We start from the raw sequence: 19,158 nt of genomic DNA on the forward strand, positions 1-19,158 counted from the left end.
ACCTTGAATGTACATCATTCTGATGAAAGACTTTTAAGAAATCATATCCAAAGATTTAATAGGATAACAAGGTATCTCTTCGCTTCAACGGGTGGGTGAAACGCAAAAGCTCAAGGGAATTTCAATCTGAAATAAAAAACAAAAAATATTATTTTTCATCAACTTAAGTTTAAAATGACCATGGGTAATTTTGTGATTTTTCATCACGTAGTCGGAGTTATGAGAAGAGGGGGAGGGTGCAATAATTCGCATCACTATTGACTGTATGGCGTTAGATTATAGAAGGAAGAAGGCTGCTAAATGAGCAAAGATGAGCGGAATCAACATCTCATGCTCGGTACAACTTTTTAAAGAATATCGTTAAAAGTTGCACGCAGCATCATAAGCTGTACACTGACTGCAAAAGTTACCAACGGAGCGGAGTAATGAAAAGTAATTACGGTGGGGTAGATGTAACAGCGCGTAGGGCAAATGCCATGCTTCGCAGCATGAGTGATGACATCACTGATAGACGTAATGAATACGGCCTCGATCAGTATTACCAGACATTCACGCGAAATTCGGTAGCTAATCTACCTAAGCTTAGCCGCCGCGCTGTCGAACAAGCGGTAGAAGAAATGGAATCTAAAGGGCATATATTTGGCAAAAAGGACGCCGGTAATGCCAAGCACTATGCCTTAACCATCCAGGATGTGGTTGATATTTACGCTCATCGCAAAGTGCCAAAGTATCGCGATATTCATGCAGGCGAAGGTCCGTTTGTCGTGTTCGTGGTTAACCTTAAAGGTGGCGTGTCAAAAACAGTCACCACGGTCACCCTTGCTCATGGCCTGCGTGTTCACCCAGACCTATTACAATATGACCTGCGTACGCTGGTGATTGACCTCGATCCTCAGGCATCCAGCACCATGTTCCTTAATCATACGAATAGTATTGGCTCAATCGTCGAGACAGCAGCTCAGGCTATGTTGAACGATCTGGATGCTGAACAAATCAAAGAAGACATCATCAAGCCGACCATCATTCCTGGCGTTGATATCATCCCGGCTTCGATTGATGATGGCTTTATTGCCAGCCAATGGAATGACCTGGTTAATCAGCATTTACCGGGTGTTCTTCCCTCTGACGTATTGCGCCGGAATATTATTGATCGTGTTGGCCAGGACTATGACTTCATCTTTATTGATACGGGTCCGCATCTAGATGCCTTCATGCTTAACGCCATTGCCGCCAGCGATTTACTGTTGACTCCTACGCCGCCGGCACAGGTAGATTTTCACTCTACGCTGAAGTATCTGACGCGCCTGCCCGAGATGCTTGAGCAGCTTGAGGAGGAGGGTATCACTCCCCGTATCAAAGGTAATATCGGTTTTATGTCGAAAATGACGTCTAAGCGGGATCATGAAATGACGCATGGTCTGGCTCGTGATGTGTTTACTTCCTACATTCTCGACGCCTCACTACCGCGCCTTGATGGCTTTGAGCGTTGCGGTGAGAGTTTCGACACCATTGTCAGCGCAGATCCTCACTCTTATCCAGGTAGTGCTGAAGCCCTTAAGAATGCGAAACGCGAAGCTGAGCGTTTTACGCAAGCTGTATTTAAGCGAATTGAGTTTGTAAGAGGTATTAAGTGAAAAAAGAAATGGTAAAACTTGGCCGCCAATTCGGTAAAACAGGCTTCTCTAAAACGCTGAATGAAATCGATGGCGAGCGCGTTTTCACTTTAAAATCAGGTGCAGAAGCAAGCTTTACCCTTACAAGGGTGCTTCATGATGATATCGAGTCTAACACCTATGTGGATGCATCGATAAACGGTCGTGACCAAGCGTTTCTGACCCCGGAATCAGTTAATGATATCGCGCGAACGATCAAGTTACAGCAGTTCTTCCCGGCTATTGGCCGCGAAATGAATGGGCGAATTGAGGTTCTGGATGGTTCACGCCGACGTGCAGCCTGCATCTTTAATGGCACATCGTTTGAAGTGCTGGTTACACGTGACGAAATTAGCCTTGCAGATGCGCGTCAGCTTGCCATCGATATCCAGACAGCCAAGGAGCATACGCTTCGTGAACTTGGAAAGCGTCTTCAGCTGATGTATCCGGATGATATGAATAAGTCTGACATTGCTGAAGCAGAAGGGCTGTCAGCAGCCAAGGTCACTAGAGCATATCAAGCCGCAGCTGTACCAGACGAAATGATCGCCGTCTTTCCATCGGTTAGTGAATTGTCCATCAACGATTATCAGACATTACTGGATATTGCTGACAAAGCTAAGGCCCAACATATAACCATCGATCAACTCACTGCAGCGGTGCAAGAACGCATAGATAATGATGTCTCTTATGCACCTGAAGACCCAAGTGTAAAAGCGAAAATTATCGCTTATTTCCGTGCAGAAAATGCCGGGGTGAAAAACAAGCGCGGTACCAAGCAAGTCGTCACTGAAAAAATAGCTGACTTTAAGGATAAGAAACAGTTCGCCCGCAAGAAAACCGACAGTGAAAAAAGATTGGTCACGTATGAGTTTTCACGCCTCCCTGCGACCTATCAAGCAGAGCTAGATGCTGCTGTTAAAGCTGTGATAGCACGCATGCAAGCTGAAGGTGATAGCTAACATGCATCCAAAGAGGCCAGCTGAATTAACTGAAGCTGTGCCTCTTTCAAATGTAAAAAATAAATCACCCCTTCCCAAAAACACTCTAACCCATTGTCATACATACAAAAAAACAGAATATTTCACATTGAAATTCCCATGAAACTCATCTAAAAATTATTAAACAAACAAGTTCAGCGCTATGAGAAACGTATAGCGGGAGAGAGGGCGTGACGTTAGGTGTAACTCAAAATCGGCGCGTCATGGTCAGATCCCTAACTATGCTTCCATATTCAGGTCATAGTTCAATTATAATCCCCCGTTGTGCCTGACCACGGCACATTCAGTTTGAGTCTGGCCATTCAGCGCCGAACATGGACTGCGCTTGTTATAATCCTGTCGACACTCATCAATTGTATTCCCACCGTAATTATTCACGCTGAAAACTTAGCTCATTCAGATACTAATCTCTAAATCTTCCATTTGAACTCACATTATATCCGTTCATTTTTGGCTGACTCTGCTGGATGAGCCTAAGTTAAACATCATGTTAAAAAAGCCAGGCAGGTGAATGCCAGCCCCTGAGCAGTTCTTATCGTCACAAGATTGATACCTAACAGCACGATACTGTCCAGAATATATGCGACCTGAACACATGAAATCCGTAAAGCAGCGGCGATAGTCCGGCTCGTATCCGTGTAATCATTTACACTGGTCAGGCAATTAATACGGAGACAGTTGACGAGGGCTTCCATGATGGCCCTCATCAATCTAGCCAGGTAAATTACATCCGTATAAGAAAGAGGAAGCCATTCAGCCACCAGCCGATTGTAGTGTTGCCTACGCTTCTTGCTAAGGCCGTTAAATGCCGTTCACTCACTTGTGAGTGACACATAGATCTTCACGCATCAAAAGCCACCAGATATAGCGATAACTAAAGCGCTGACATTCGAAATACAGTTCATTGAAGCATCTTTTAAAAAGGTACATGGAGATGGACGCTGTGACTTATAGAGGCAGTTGTACATGGACAAATCAATGGGCCTGAAGGCAAGTCACTGCAACAGACCGGTCACACATTTAAACTCCACGACTTCCCGATATTTAATTGTCGTCAGTGTTTTGGACCAGAGCCATCTGAAACGCCTAATTAGCCAGTATGACTTCTGCAAGCAGATTCATAAACCGGGCATTTTCTTAATGTGACTAAATAGATTTCACTTAAGGAATTCGATGCCGCCAAACTTCTTACTCCGGATAGAGGAGGTATGGTCTGAGATGGCGTGCTTGCAGCTAGTTACCATGGCTTCAGCCGCTTAGAAAAAACTGATGATCTGTTCGTCGGAAAAAACGTCTCTTGTTGGGGATAGCCTAACAATCCTGATTCCGACATGACTAATATAGGGAGGTATCCATCAACGTGCAGTAGGTCATGCATACCAAAGCCGATACGAATGATATAAGTTTTGCTGCGGTGAAATAAAATCGTTTGATTCAGAAATAAGAGTGGATAGCTTGATTGGGGTGGGGGAGATATCGTGGAAAAGAGCTGTAGGTTGATTTAAACACAATTTTGCCACATTTCTTGTGCTGGATTTGTATTTCCCTGTAAGAATCCCTTAAAAACAATCGTTTATTAGCACTGACGTCGCTAGGTGAATTTTAGTGTCTTGGCTGCACTAATCCTCTGCAGAATTCACGAGAACGCGTCACAAATCAGTATGTAAAAGATCCTCCTAAGCATCAATTTGTCATTTAAAGCCATAGCCACATGTCAGGTTATGCTCAGCGCTACGGTCAACTTGAGTTCACCAGTTTCCTGGCACAAGCGTTCATTTCACCCTTTGAGGTTGCCAAGTTACATCGTCTCAAGGACATATGATGTAAAACGGCTTCAACTCAGGGGGTAGTAAAATCCCTGAGGTTTAAACAATGGGGAAGGTATGGAAGGCCATTACGGCTTCGCTAGAATTTTAAATCTCGGTTCTGTTGAGCATCGCCATTATGTGCCAGCCAGCACTAGATTGAAGTGATTTGGCTAAAGACTAGGGCAATCATCTCAGGATGATATAGTGTTCACGAGGTTTAGTGCTTGGGGATTTATTCAAACTAAAGGCCCTCAGCTCGCTGATTATCCAAGAAACACTTTACAGTCTACTCTCCAATTGCATCATTTGACGTACTAAGATATGAGAATTTTAGTGGAAAATTCGTGTGTTTAATGACTTTGGAAATTAAATTTTAAATGGCCTATTACTACGGTCTTGCGGTACAACTGATGCTTTAAAGCCAGCAAGAAAAGGTGTTACTGAGCAAAATAATGTTGGGGATGTATAACAAAAAATGTTCCAAGGTAGAGTTGGAAAGCTTTTTAATCCATTAAAAGAGAATTATATTATAATTTTTTAACGTATTCACATCAGTAAGTTACTGATTACTTCCTCTTGTTCTAACAGATCTAAGTCATCACTCATCCTTTGTTTAACAGCTCTTTCACTAAGCCATTCTATCAACAAATCCTGCTTCTACTATTTTGAAGATTTCACTCGATGCTTAATGGATTCCTCCATTAATGGCCGTTAATCTGATCGAGTGTAGCTGAGTATCTACACAAGCGATCAATTAAAAATAAAATTGAACATGGAATTGAGCAGGAATGAGAGGGCACTCAACACCATCAAGTGTCGCCACTTTTACTGCTAACGGGGAATGAGAAGGACATGACGAGTTAGATTCTGTTGAAAACGGAAAGTGTATGTCATGGGCAATCTCAATCCAAATGACTACTATAGCGAGTAAGTTACTCACTATAGCGCTCTTTAGCGTTGCATGATCTACTCACACCTAAGCAAACCAATACCAACTCATTGGAATAAAGACGAATGTGGATACTCACTACAATAGTCATCTTCTCTCTATAGCAGTCATCATGAGTTGCTGCTGAGAGTCAATAATACGTTTAAGATCCAGAAGCCAGGCATCAGTACTGTTATACGAGCTCTGTTTTAAGCGGTGTTTAGTACAAGCTCAGTAGAAATCCTCAATCATTACAACCACAAACCACAGTATTCCCCGTATGTACTCACTGTATCAATGCGATGACGAGTCATCAGTGATGCCACTTCTTACCTTTGAGACGTATGACTGGATATGGCTTACAGGCTTATAGCGTTCCTTTATTTATTCCCATTATCCACAGGCCAGATCCAATAACTTGATCCTAATGTGATCCCATTCAGATCCTAAACAGATCCCGACAACGCCACAGGCCTTGCTATCAGTGGGCTAAACGCCTGTCGATGACTGCTGTAGTGAGTGTAATGACCAATATAACGAGCATCTTGACTGCTATAGAGAGCAGAGATGACCAATATAAAGAGAACATCATGACTGCTATAGTGAGTAACGAGCTGATTTGCTTGTTAATAAGCCAGATAGTCGAAATTATGGTCCAACACCTGCTGCTCTTAGGTTCGGTCAAACGACTACGTTTTCTGGGTTCTAAGTTTTAAATAGTTATGCACCGAAAACAGCACGCAAAATGGGCAATTCATTGGTTTTAAAGTTATCAACTGGATAGATCCAATAACAGATCCTAATAAGAACCTATATGTTCCAAATAGATCCCGGATCACTCTGATGCCTTGCTGGACAAGGCTTTAGCGTAGATCGCTGACTGCTATAGAGAGTAGAAAGACTACTATAGAGAGTAATTAAACCGCTATAGTGAGTAGAATAACCGCTGTAGTGAGTGATAGTATCCACTGTAACGAGTAACGGCGACTATCGCTTGTTCAAATCACGGATTTTCCAAATGCCGAAAAAAGAACAAGAAATCAATCTGATAGCTGATGCATTCAGTGAAACAGACAAACGAACCGGTGAAGTTGTTCACCTGACACCTAACAGTAATAATACTGTTCAGCCTGTTGCATTGATGAGGCTGGGGCTATTTGTTCCCACGCTTAAATCCACTGCAAATGGTCGTAAAAATCAGATGTCTTCAATGGACGTCACCGATGAGCTGAAACAGCTGACGATCGTAAAGGCTGAAGGGTATGAAAATATCAAGATCACGGGTGCACGTCTTGATATGGATAACGACTTCAAAGCTTGGGTCGGGATCATTCATGCCTTTGCGAAGTATAAAGTGCTGGGAGATAGCGTAACGCTTCCCTTCGTTGATTTCGCAAAACTCTGTGGTATTCCATCATTACGCTCCTCTGCGAAGCTTAGAACGCGTCTGGAAGCTTCTCTGACGCGAATTGCAACGAATACCATCCACTTCGCCAACAAAGAGGGTGAGTACTACGTGACGCACTTGGTTCAGTCAGCAAAATACAGTGTCAAAAATGACACTGTGACCCTGCAAGCCGATCCTAAGATCTTTGAACTCTATCAATTTGATCGCAAGGTATTGCTTCAGCTACGCGCCATCAACGAATTAGCGCGTAAGGAGTCTGCACAGGCACTTTACACCTTTATCGAGAGCTTACCCCCAGATCCCGCTCCGGTGTCCATGCAGCGCCTCCAGGCTCGGTTAAATTTGACCTCTCGGCCAAATACTCAATACGCCACTGTAAGAAGGGCTATGGAGCAACTTAAAGAGATCGGTTATCTCGATTACACAGAGTTCAAAAGAGGATCGACGATCTACTTTTCGATTCACTACCGTCAGCCGAAACTCAGACCTGCAAACATCCCAATCAGTCTTCCTGAACTTGAGGACGATGAACTGGACAGTGAAGTTGAAATCGTACCCGCTAAGAAGCCGGTGAAGGCGAGGGCGGCTCAAAAGGCCAAGAAGGAACCGGCCGGCAAAATGGTGATGTTGTCAGAAGAAGAACTGGCCATGTTGGAAACCATCAGGAAGGGCAAGAAGAACTAATCTCTAAAACGCATGGAAGGGCACTCCAAGGTGAATGCATTTTTTTCTGGTAACCAAGACCGCTATAGCGAGGTGTATACTCGCTATAGCGGTCTTATCGTTACTGTACAACCTCAATGTGACCCAAGTCACACTCACTACAGCGGTCATTTAAGCGCATTAGTAGGTTTTAAAATTCGATGATTCTCTCGCTATAGCAGTCATTAGTGTTAGAAATGATCTAAACCGCTGTAGTGAGAAAACTGCGATTTTTGTCTTATAGCAGATGACCACTGTAGTGAGAGAGAATGCATGTTAGTGAATGAATTCACATACCGCCCTGGTGGTTGCTAACCTCGCAGGCCTTATATGATAAGGTGTTAGTGATCACTAATATTAAAATGAATTTTTTTGCTTAATCAGATTTCTTCATACCGCCATCTAATTTTAAGTCCCTATACTCCTTTCATACTCTTTATAGCAGTCATTCATTCCACGTTAATTTTACTCTCTACAGCGGTCAACTGTGATTTTGGCCATTATTACTCACCATAGCGGTCATCACTCACTACAGTAGTCATTGCATACATTAGTGATCTTTTGACCATTACTTATCAATCTGCATGGATCAGCAAAGGAGATCAAAAGATCATGTCTCCTACTGGCAGTGATATTTGTCGTTAAAGTCATGCTGAGGTTAAAGGCAAAATAGTAGTAACACTGTCACTTGTCTGAATATCATTCAGAGCCATCATGACGTTGCAGGGAGGTACTTTGCTTCTGCTATGCGAATTCTAACAAGAGATGTTTGGCTGTTCCATCGCTCTCGCATCCTTGTGGTCAACAATGACTGACTAATGTTCAAGCAATGAGAAAAGGCTCATTCGAATATTTAAATGCTGCTGGTTTGAGCATGGTCATTAGCCAAGTAATAATCCGATCTAAAGGGATTGAAAATGAACGGTTTCATTAATAGTCTCGAACGGTAAGACTAAATGCAGGTTCCACTGCCATTACGTTTGTACCTTTCACGCAGAAAAGGATTAAGCGCATATGTCGAAAAACACAAAGCAGTCATCGAAGAGCGTTACTCACATAGCTGCACAAACACTTAAAGATCCCAACGCTTCTGCTATCCAAAAAAGTCTCGCTGGCTTAGTACTATCACAATCACATTGGAGTGACCCCGGGCCCATAGACAAATCTGCCCTATATTTGTAATGCGCCCGATCGTGCAATCACCAATGTGCCCTGAAGGAAAAGGACATCGTACAGAGGCGCAGATATTTCGTTTAATAGCACTCTCAGAAACCAATATTCACACGAATCATCACCATTTGATCGCGCGTACGCTGCGCATCAAGCCCCAGCATGCCCTGATAGGCAAACCCGGGTGTAATGTTGTAAGGCAGTAGAAAATCAATGCCTGTGCTCACGGTCATGGTCTGTCGGCTCGCCTCCGTCAGCGCCAGGCGCCATGTATCGTCCGCAGTGTCAGCATAACCGACGCGCGCGGTACCGCTGTCGCTGAGTGTCTGTGCATACTCGACACGGCCCTGCAGGCGCAGCACGCCCCAGCGGGCTGGCACCGAGCGTTCGCAACGCAGGCCGGCGGCTGTCACGACTTGCGTAACCGTCTGTGAGGCGTAGGCAAGGCTGTATGCGCCCGCGCCAGACTCACTGAAGCCGTCTAACCATGAGCGGGTGTACTGCAGACGGGCGTAGGGTGAAACGAGGCTGTCCGGCGTAAGGAATTCATAACCCGAGGTGAGGGACGAAAAGGCCTGACGGCCCGATCGGGAGCCACGCGCCACGGCATCGGTGCCCGCTACCGCCCGTCGGCTGTCAAAGTCCAGTACGCCGTGTCCCAGCAGGCCATCGACAAAGAACGGTCCCGGGTGATAGCTGCCGTAAAGAGCTGCGCTGAACGCGCGGCCGTTGGTCCGAGTACTGCTGTCGCCAACATCGCTGACGTCCCGACCAAATCCTACCCCCATGCCTCCGGTAAAGGACCCGTTGAAACGGTAGTCCGCGCCAGTGGTCACACCCACGGTAGTGTGGCTAAAGCGCACGCCATCAGCGTTGTCACCCCCGAAATCAACATAGCCGCCGGTCCACCAGGAAAGCCGCCGAGGCTGCTGCGATGCAGAGAAAGGCAGGGCAGGAAAGGCCGGCCGGGCCTGAGCGTCGTCCTGGCCGGATTTCTGCTGCTGTTGCCAGGCCTGTCCCCACATGTTCTGGTCCGCATTGTGCTCCGGCCCGGATGAGGGCATGGAAAATCGGACGCCGGTCATGTCAGTAGGAAGATCGACCCCGCGGTGTAGCTGTTCCAGACGGTCACTGAAGTTGCGCAGCTGCGCGCGGGCAAAATTCTGCGCAGCCTGGTACTGCGCGCTCACCATGCCGATGACGTCAGTATCTTTAGACGGGTCGGGGCGCGCGGTAATGTTCAGGGTTACCCGGGCAGGCGACGTTACCCCGGCCACGCTGGTGAGGACATAGCGGAGTGTGACGGTGCCACTGGCCTGCGCGGCGGCGGTAAATAGCAGCTCATAGTTGGTGCCGGAAGCACGAACTGAAGCCTTACCCAGGCTGCTCTCTGGCTGGTCCAGCAGTCGGGCGCCGGTAAATGGGCCTCCGACCGCCCCGCTGGTCAGGCCTACTGTGACCGACTGGCCAGCGGAAACCGTGGCGGCGTGGTCAGCCGCAGTCGGTGCCGCAGCGGCAATCATCAACGTATATACCTGCTGAAGTTTCAGGCCCGTCGCGTCGGTCACCTGCACGCTGAACGTGCTGGTTTCGGTGACCAGCGGCACTCCCGAAAGCTGGCCGTCAGCAAAGCTCAGGCCGCGCGGCATGGAACCGCTCAGCTGCCAGTGATATGGCGCTGTGCCGCCTGAGACGCTGAGTGCCTGAGAGTATTCCTGCCCGGCCTTACCCTCTGGCAACGATCCGCCCGCAGGCTGAAACTGTAGAACCAACGTCGGCGCGGTGGCTCTTATAGTCAGCGAGTAGCTGGCCGTCCCGCTGGCGCCCAGACTGTCAGAAGCTGTGACCTGGAAACTGTAGCTGCCCGCAGCGGACGGCGTGCCGGTCAGGACACCCGTTGCCGCGTTCAGCGTGATCCCGGCTGGCAGGGGGGTTGCGCTAAAAGCATAAGGTGCGCTGCCGCCAGCGGCCGTCAGCGTCTGGCTCCAGCTGCTGCCAACCGTTGCCGGGGGAAATGCGCCACTGGCGGGTGACAGTGTCAGCAGAACTGGCGTCACGGTGAGCGACACGTGGGCGGAGGCGGAAGTTCCGCTGCCGTTCGTGGCGGTATAGGTAAAGCTGTCGCTACCTGAATAGCCTGTGGCTGGTGTATAGGAAACTGCGAACCCTGAGGTTGCAAGGCTGCCGTGAGCAGGTGGACTCACAATGCTGACCGACGTCGCCGCGCCGCCGGAAAGAATTAGCGGAATCGGATTATTGCTGCTGTTGGCGGCCACGGTGGCCACACTGTCGCTGACCACCGGCGAGGCTGCGGTGACGTTGAGGGTGTAGCTGAAGCTTCCGGTGGCGCCGTTTGCGTCCGTTACGGTGACCTGAAAGCTGTAGTTGCCGATGGAAGAAGGGGTGCCTGACAGCGTGCCCGCTGATGCATTTAGCGAGATCCCGGCGGGCAACGAGGTGGCGGACCAGGCATAGGGAGCTGTCCCTCCGCTGGCCGTCAGAATCTGCGACCAGGCGCTTCCGGCGATGGCTGCCGGCAGCGGGCCCGCCGCAGGTGTGACTGCCAGCATAGGAGGGCTTACGGTTAGTGACACGATGGCATCAGCAGAGGTGCCTCCACCGTTGGATGCATGCCAGGTAAAGCTGTCACTGCCGGAGTAACCAGCCGCAGGCGTATAGGTCACCGTGCTGCCGCTAATAGCGGCGCTGCCGTGGATCGGCGAAGAAACGATGGTCACAGCCGTTGCCGCGCCACCGCTCAGTGAGATTGGTATCACATTATTCGTACTGTTTGCGGTTACGGTGTGAGCGCTGTCAGACGAGACAGGCGGCGCTTCAGGGCGTGTAACGCTGATCGTGTAAGCGCGGGTTGTACCATCCTGGGCGGTGACAACCACCGGAATACTGGTCGTGCTGGCCGACGCCAAACTGACGGATGGAGAGGCCGAGCCGGACGCAACCGTTGTGCCGTTGACGGTGACGGTGGCATGGCTCTCGGTAACAACGGGCGTGACGGTTACCGATGAAATACTGCTGGCGACAGAGGCGCTGTAACTGCTGTTTGATGCACTGAAAGACGGTGAAAGGGTGCCTGAAGAAAGCGAAAGCCCTGAAAGCGTCGCGTCTCCTGAGGCAGTCGATACGCTGCTACAGCTGAATATTAGGTTGCTTATTTGACCGTGCGATGTCGTGGCCCGCACGGCCATGCCGTTGGTCTCCAGGCTGCCCGCCGGTACGGTAATTGTCACCGTCTGAGCGGTGCTACTGGTTGCGTCGGCGGCGTTATAAGTCTGGAAACTGCTGAGGTTGTGTCTGGCAACACTAACGCTGTCGGCGTTAGTGGCATTTCCGGCATATGCCGAACCGCTATCGGTAAAGCTCAGGGTCAGGGCGTCACCTAGGGCAAAATCGGAAGCGGGGTAACGGTTCGAACCGAAGGACAGTGAGGATGAACCCGACAGGGCGTTTACCGCGGCGCAGCCGTTGGAGAGCGCGAATGCCTCCGGTATTACGCAAAATAGCGCACATGCGGTCGTCAGCCCGACACATGCCCGCCGTAAAAAATCAGCACACCCCATAGTTCACCCGGAAGAGTTTTGAAGGTTTTTTAAGATTATTCCTATAAGTGTAAATTAACATGACATTTTGATACCACAAATAGTGGATGACGAATTTAAGCGTGCCGGGCTCAGTAGAGCGGATAAACAGTGGAAAAAGCCTGTTGTGACGGCTTTAAACTTAATAAGTTTTGGTAATGGGATCCGTGTTGGTTTTAAAAACTACGGATGCGGGTGCTGCTGAAGGCAGCCTAATCAGATGACAGTTAAAAAAGATCGGCAACCCGCTTCTTCGGGCGAAGATTTTCCTCCTCAAGCAGCCGTATATGTTTCAGTTCTGAAGGAGAAATCCCACCGTACTTTTTGCGCCATGTGTAGAACGTGGCATCGAGATGCCCAGCTTGTGGGAGACTTCCGGTACGGGCGTACAACCTCCGCTAGTAGGGGAGTGAATATCATGTCGGAATTTTGTTTCTGGATGGAGCAGGATTTCGTGTCATGGTCAAGCCTTTTCACGGTGACCAGGGTAGGTGCTCCTGAACGTAGTACATCCAGCTAAATAATCGAGCTATCAGTAAATGGTTCAGTGAGTTTAGAGTAAACTTATTGATGGAAAGGGTTACATTATCTATGACGTTATTTTCATAATATTGAACCTCGAACCCTACTAATTGAGAAAATGGGAAGATATAATAAATGCCCGGCGATGTGGGAATTTATATAATTTAAGGTGTATTATTCATGGTAACACGTAATGCAACAAATGAATGTGTTATCCAAGCTAGACAAATAAAATCGTGATGTTCACCATTGTCATTTTCTGATAGTTTCGGTGATTTTAGTAATATTACATAAATGATAAGAGTTAATAATTCTGATGTGGTTTGGGAATTATGGCCGAGATGTGCCTTCGGCTTTCAATATTGCATGTGATAAGTTTGCTGCCAATTCGCGTAGCGAAGAGAGCAATAGAAAAATCCTCACTTCCAACAATAATACTCCCGTTCTGAAATTGAGTCAGGGTAAGTTTTTTTTCTGAGTTGCCAGGAAATTTTTTCTGTCCAATCGCAACGGAAAATCCATCGTCAGACATTATTGTGGAAAAACTGAAGCTTGACCTTGTTAATACTAATTTTTTCTCTTTAGGGCACATTATTGTGTACTCCATTGTTGCACCAGATGTGACCGGAATAAATATTAAAAGCAGTAGGGCTGTCCTATAAAATACTGTCATATTAAAGTGTCACTCAGAACAAATTAAGGATATCTTCACTATCATATTTTTTTTTGATGCTCAGCGGCATGAATTGCCCGATGGATGAACACCTGTAATTCTGGGCGGTATTCCAGACAGGTATGTACCTGACAGGATCAGATAATGACTGGCGGGATCCCACACCACAAATTACGCTGCCGTCCTGTGAGACTTTTTCCATCACAATGGTGTTATTATTTTTCAGGCTGAGCTTGCGTATGCCGTATTTTAGGAAAAAATTCTCTGCGATGATCATTGCACCAGTAGATCCGTACAGACCAGTAGGAGAGTTGTCATCATTACCCGTCCATGTAAGAAGAACTATGTTATTGTCTATAGCGATAAACCAACTATCGCGTTGCTGGCTGGAAGTCCCTGTTTTAGCCGAGAGTCCACTATGCGGAAATTTATATCCGATTTTTCTTGAGGTTCCACTTTTTACGGATTCCTGCATGGCATATAAAGTGAGCCATGCGGCTTGTTCAGGGACAACTTGTACCGGCTTGCTGTCATGAGAATAATGAACTGACCCTGATTTATCAGTTATAGATTCAATGGTATATAACCCTGTTCTTACACCATAGTTCGCGATGGTCTGCAAATACGTGGTTAATTCAACCGGAGTCAAATCAGACGTGCCCAAAAGCAATGAAGGATTCGTGTTTATGGCCTCAGCAGGTAGTCCAAGATCTGTCAGTACCGATGCGACCTCATCTAATCCCACTGACATACCCAGGTTGACAGTCGGAATATTAACCGACTTCGCCAGGGCATCGATTAGAAGAATTTTTCCCAGATATTTTCGTGCCGCATTCCTGGGGCTCCAGTCTTGCTTTTTCCCCTGATGAATGGTGAGAGGCTCATCTTCAATCCACGTTCTGAGTGAGAACGATTGCGGATCAGACAATGCTGCAGCATAAATTCCGGGCTTGATTAGTGAACCGACTTGCCGGCGGGCTTCCGCAGCTCTGTTAAATCCGTTGTATGAGACATACCTGTCGCTAAAAATTGACAGAATTCTTCCTTTACTTTTCTCAGCCACCACCACGACACTCTGTAGGTTGTTCTGCTTCGCTTTAATCAGTCCGGGCATGGTCTCTGAGACTGCTGCTTCAGTCGCTTCCTGCGCAACAGGATCAAAAGTGGTGAAGATCCTTAAACCCTGAATATTCAGACCAGTTCTTTCCCGAATTTGCTGAAGTTCCTGCCGCATCGTATTGATGAACCCCGGATGGTCAGTGAACACTTCCGAACGGAATCTTACCTCTGCCTTGGCTTGCAGAGCTTCGTTCAGTTGGCTCTCTGTGATGACAGCCCGTAATCTGGCAATACTTAATATCAGATTTCTTCTTTCTATCGCTTTATTTTCAGCATGCCAAGGATTGTACAGTGATGCTCCTTTTGCCATTCCGACCAGAAGAGCCATCTGGGATATGTTAAGTTCACTAACAGGGCGACCAAAATAGTACATACTGGCCAGACCAAATTCTCTAATTTCTTTATCACCATCCTGGCCCAAATAAACCTCATTGAGGTAAATCTCAAGTATTTTGTTTTTTTAGATTCTCTTTTCTAACAGAATGGAAATTGCCGCCTCTTTTAGCTTCCTTTCAATGGTCTTTTCTCTGCCAAGGAAGACATTTTTTACTACCTGCTGTGTCAAGGTACTTCCGCCCTGAAGACTTTTATCAGTAGTGAAATTATTGTAAGCAGCCCTGATGATAGCCATCAAATTTATACCATTGTGAGTATAAAAATCCCGGTCTTCTGTAGCGATTAACATTCCTTTGAGCTCTTCGGGAAATGAATCCAGAGACAACGTCATTCTATTTTTTAAATCACTGGTATACAGTAAGCTCATGAATCGTGGGTCAATTCTTATTTGGTCGATTTGTTTGTTATTGCTGATTTTTTTTAGTTCAGTTAGCTTGTTTTGAGAAAATGTAGCCTCTATTCTAATTTTCTCATCTAGACCATCTGGAAAAAGAAAAGATCTTTTATAAAAGGAAATTGAATATTTGTTCACGATATAATTACCCGGGTGTAGAAGATTAGCTTCTTCGGAATATCTTGAGGCTTCAAGTATCTTAATCAAATCTTCTTTCATCATTTCATCCCCGACAGTTAAATGTGTCGTGTGGCCATAGACTTTAGCAGGCACTTTAAACATGTAGTCATCTACTTTATTCTTAAAGTCGTTCTTCAGAAAAGCATCAATTTCGGCGATGTAACTTGTATTTATTACAATTGTCAAACCGGTACTTATAAGGAAAACTGCTAGCGTAAAAATGAGACATACAGCTTTTGTTGTTTTATTCATGAATCCTCATTCACATATTGCTGATAAAAAAATATTTGAGTCTTGCAGTGGTTTATTGTTATGTGTTGAACGCCAGAAGAATGACCCGTGAACAGGCTATTCCATGTTGAGACTCGGTATTATTTTTATACCAGCATTGCACGCTTGTATTTTGACATGCGTGACAGCGGTGCGACCGAATACGGCCGAATTTTCATTTTCGAAAGAAACAATGACAATCTGCTGCTAAATAATCACTCTAAAACTGCAGGTAGACCTTAACTGCCGTTGATCTTTTTTCTCCTAACGCAATAAAGTATTGTGATAAAAATTTTATATTTGCATGACATCAAGGGGTCGCTTTTTAGCCAGAGACTACACAAGTTAAGCAGAATGCTGATCTTATAAACTGTCATGTTCCTGACTAACCCTGAAATTATCAAATCCGCAATGGGCAACATTATCAGCCTGCAGATTATTAAGCATTCAATTCCTTGCAGATTATCTACTTTTTTAAGGTCGCAGTTTAGAAAGATGCGTGAATAAAGTAGGTAAATGATAATCGCTTTTTTGATAAGTTTTAACCTATCATAAGAGATGTGAACAAGCTAGTTAATATAATATTTCCAAATTTTCATGCTATCTCTTAGAAACATGTGTGAGAAAAATTCCCTTTTAATTGTAGTGTTATATTTTGCGTTTTTATTTATTAAAAAAATTAACTGGGATAATTGATCAAATTGAAATTATAAAAAGATTATTGTGTTGCTATGTTGTTGAATAATAGTGGGTGATTAAGTATTTTAACTCTTTAATGTAATGCTGCAGAAGGAGTCGCGATACTAGGAGATGTTCCGGGCTAATTGCCCGGCATAAATTACGCGTTGTTTAGGTAAGCAGAGGAGTACGGATTTCATAATGGCGGGCGTTCTAACGTCCAAAGATTTTTTTAATCGCGAGGTGGAATTCAACTTAAGCGACTTATATGGGGCTTAGCGATCTTGACTAGCTGAAGCCTTCTTATAGTCTCTTTATCCAAAGTCGCGAACGACGTTCGTATCAACGATAAGGTAAAAATCTATACCTTTTAAGAGATTATCTATTTTTGCATTAAATCCAAGCATATAGTTCTGATCAGCGTAAGCTGTATATGCTCTGTAATCAATGCTGTCTTCTCGTCCATCCTCCCTGTACTGCTCTAAGGTTTGGGGATGCCAGGTACGAATTCTTCCCTTGGAGGAATGCTTGTAACCACTGAATTACCTGCTGCGTTTAAGGGTTGCCCGCCGTTTTTTGACGAATAAAAGCTGATGATGAAGCGTTAAGGGCAGCGACGATACCGTGCTTACTGCGGAAAAATCGGTACGGCACCTTATAACTTTCAAGCCAAAAGTTTTCGCTCATGCAGACCAAATATGAAGTAGCTGACCTATGTTATCGAGTTCCAGCTTGCGGTCTGCAAGGTCAACCTGGCACCAATCACCGACTGATTATTGACAGTGTGGTGAGCTGGTGATGCAAGACTGATGATTACCATGCAATATAATGCGTTCGATACGCACAGAGTATACGAATGACCTGTGGGCTGGATGGCTTAAGCCTATCAACTCAATTGGTCTTATAAGATACATATTGCGCAAAGCTTTCTCGTCGAATAATGTGGCTTGTGGGGACTTCTTGAAGAGGTAAAATGAAATTTACAAATGCAGAAACTCGGCGCGCATGGCTCTTAAAGCATTTGTAAGCTTTCTGGACAGGTACATACGCTGATATAACAAGCGTTGGCTTAGAATAAATTAGGTGTAATAAATCAGAATGAATATCGCCAGCATATAGAGCTCAGAGCATAATTGTTTACCAGAACATCCGAATCTTCCATTTTTTACTTAAATTTATGTTTGTTGTTGTAAATCAATAAAATCGATCCTAATCATATCGGTTTTAAGGCTTTTGTACCGCATTAAGGAAATAATTGGACGGCGATAATTTATCTGTGTGAAGCAAATGCCCGATCGATGGCTTACCACTGACGTATAGGGAAAGAGCGCAAAAATGTAGAGGTAGGGAAGCGTACCAGGCAATCTTAAATGAATACTTGTTAAGGCCATGAATACGTACATCCCGGGTTGAGCATGAAGTTATGAAACTATTCCAGGCAACTGCATGTCCGGGTAATAGAATTTCAACGCGTTCACTGTCAGACAGCGTGAGAATGAATGCATAAATCGAAAATATTTTAAAGCAAGTTAAAAAGAGCCAATTCATTAGCGTAAAATTGGATGAAAATAACATGCTGTTTATCTTGGTTGTAAAGGAAGGTTATTAGGTCGGTCAGGATATTTTTTATAACAAGATAAGTTAACTGCTTGCGTAAGAATTTTCTTTAATTTTTATGGTTTTTTTTCTTCTTAACAAGATAAAAGAACAAGATTGGCTTTGAGAATAATTTCCGGTTTTTTTAGATTATAATCAATCTAATAATCTAACGGAGATATCCCCTGTGTTTGCACTCTTTCTGGCTGCGCTGACCGGTATTATGGTGGGCAGTTTTATTAATGTTATTATTTATCGTTTGCCGCGTATTATACAGGGAGAGCCCTTGTCGCTTTCTTTCCCGTCTTCTCACTGCCCACAGTGTAAAAAACCTGTTAAAGTTTACCATCTTGTCCCAATCATCAGCTGGCTCTTGCTTCGGGGTCGATGCGCGCACTGTGGTGAACGAATAAGCGCTCGTTATCCGCTCATAGAGTTATTAACTGGCACGCTATTTGCTCTGACAGTTTTACGCTTCGGTGTAACTCCACAAGGAATAAGTGTAGCGCTGTCGCTAATATTTTTAATCCCACTCTTTTTTATCGATCTGGACACGTTTCTTCTGCCCGACCGGCTGACACTCAGTTTTTTATTTCTGGCCCTGGGAACATCTCTAAGCGGATACGGCATAGTGTCACTTCAGGAATCAGTATTTGCCGCAGTCGCCGGATTTGGCATCCCTTGGCTAATAAACAGGCTTCATCACTGGCGTTATGGCAGAGACGGAATGGGCATGGGTGATATGAAACTGTTTGCCGCGCTTGGGGCTTTGACAGGTTTTGATGGGGTATTCCAAATCATGCTTATCGCTTCACTAATCGCTCTTGGCTGCGCATTGCTGATATTCCGTCATAAACGGGGTAGGGCCTTACCATTTGGACCTTATATGGTGATTACTGCGTTAGGCTGGATATTTTTTTCTTAATTCATCGGTTTAAGGTGTAGAGACCTGCGAGGTACTTCATCTCATGTCTTATTGCAGTAGAGAAATTTCTTTATTTTTAAGTCAGTAATTCCCGATGGGTTTGTTGAGTGGTGGGTTTATTATCTCTCTGGAAATTGAAA

6 protein-coding genes and 2 pseudogenes are annotated in these 19,158 nt (G+C 45.5%); 4 read left to right on the forward strand and 4 right to left on the reverse strand.

Going from position 1 to position 19,158, the window contains the following annotated elements; genetic code table 11:
* Nucleotides 1-425: 425 nt before the first annotated feature.
* The 3 genes from ACYAC5_RS23415 to ACYAC5_RS23425 all read left to right on the forward strand — a co-directional run bounded on the left by ACYAC5_RS23415 (nucleotide 426) and on the right by ACYAC5_RS23425 (nucleotide 7,481).
* Nucleotides 426-1,634 carry an AAA family ATPase gene (locus ACYAC5_RS23415; RefSeq protein ID WP_462063519.1) on the forward strand — a complete coding sequence of 403 codons (1,209 nt, stop codon included), beginning with the start codon at nucleotides 426-428 and terminating at the stop codon, nucleotides 1,632-1,634.
* The gene (locus ACYAC5_RS23420) at nucleotides 1,631-2,614 is read left to right on the forward strand and encodes a ParB/RepB/Spo0J family partition protein (protein ID WP_462063520.1); all 984 of its coding nucleotides are present in this window, start codon (nucleotides 1,631-1,633) and stop codon (nucleotides 2,612-2,614) included. Before ACYAC5_RS23415 ends, ACYAC5_RS23420 begins: the two co-directional genes overlap by 4 nt.
* 3,793 nt (nucleotides 2,615-6,407) lie before the next feature.
* The gene (locus ACYAC5_RS23425; RefSeq protein ID WP_462063521.1) at nucleotides 6,408-7,481 is read left to right on the forward strand and encodes a RepB family plasmid replication initiator protein; all 1,074 of its coding nucleotides are present in this window, start codon (nucleotides 6,408-6,410) and stop codon (nucleotides 7,479-7,481) included.
* Between the two features lie 1,283 nt (nucleotides 7,482-8,764).
* Here the strand turns inward: ACYAC5_RS23425 and ACYAC5_RS23430 are convergent.
* From ACYAC5_RS23430 to ACYAC5_RS23445, 4 genes and pseudogenes are all read right to left on the reverse strand, one after another.
* On the reverse strand, nucleotides 8,765-12,247 hold the full coding sequence (locus ACYAC5_RS23430; protein ID WP_462063522.1) for an autotransporter domain-containing protein: 3,483 nt from the start codon (nucleotides 12,245-12,247) through the stop codon (nucleotides 8,765-8,767).
* A 254-nt stretch (nucleotides 12,248-12,501) separates the two neighbouring features.
* Nucleotides 12,502-12,615 (reverse strand): annotated as a pseudogene (locus ACYAC5_RS23435) (IS3 family transposase); the annotation flags it as partial.
* 858 nt (nucleotides 12,616-13,473) lie between these two features.
* Nucleotides 13,474-14,889, reverse strand: a complete 1,416-nt coding sequence (locus ACYAC5_RS23440; protein ID WP_462063575.1) for a penicillin-binding transpeptidase domain-containing protein — start codon at nucleotides 14,887-14,889, stop codon at nucleotides 13,474-13,476.
* Nucleotides 14,872-15,801, reverse strand: a pseudogene (locus ACYAC5_RS23445) (transglycosylase domain-containing protein); the annotation flags it as partial. The pseudogene ACYAC5_RS23445 and the gene ACYAC5_RS23440, both read right to left, overlap by 18 nt.
* Before the next feature lie 2,479 nt (nucleotides 15,802-18,280).
* Between ACYAC5_RS23445 and ACYAC5_RS23450 the strand changes: the two are divergent.
* Nucleotides 18,281-19,018 carry a prepilin peptidase gene (locus ACYAC5_RS23450; protein ID WP_462063523.1) on the forward strand — a complete coding sequence of 246 codons (738 nt, stop codon included), beginning with the start codon at nucleotides 18,281-18,283 and terminating at the stop codon, nucleotides 19,016-19,018.
* Nucleotides 19,019-19,158 lie beyond the last annotated feature (140 nt).

This window comes from Pantoea sp. y20 (assembly GCF_054903455.1).

Excerpts from the sequence above, each read along its gene's own strand:
- ACYAC5_RS23415 (WP_462063519.1), top strand. The coding sequence starts at position 426 with ATGAAAAGTAATTACGGTGGGGTAGATGTAACAGCGCGTAGGGCAAAT.
- ACYAC5_RS23430 (WP_462063522.1), bottom strand. The coding sequence starts at position 12,247 with ATGGGGTGTGCTGATTTTTTACGGCGGGCATGTGTCGGGCTGACGACC.
- ACYAC5_RS23440 (WP_462063575.1), bottom strand. The coding sequence starts at position 14,889 with ATGGCAAAAGGAGCATCACTGTACAATCCTTGGCATGCTGAAAATAAA.
- ACYAC5_RS23425 (WP_462063521.1), top strand. The coding sequence starts at position 6,408 with ATGCCGAAAAAAGAACAAGAAATCAATCTGATAGCTGATGCATTCAGT.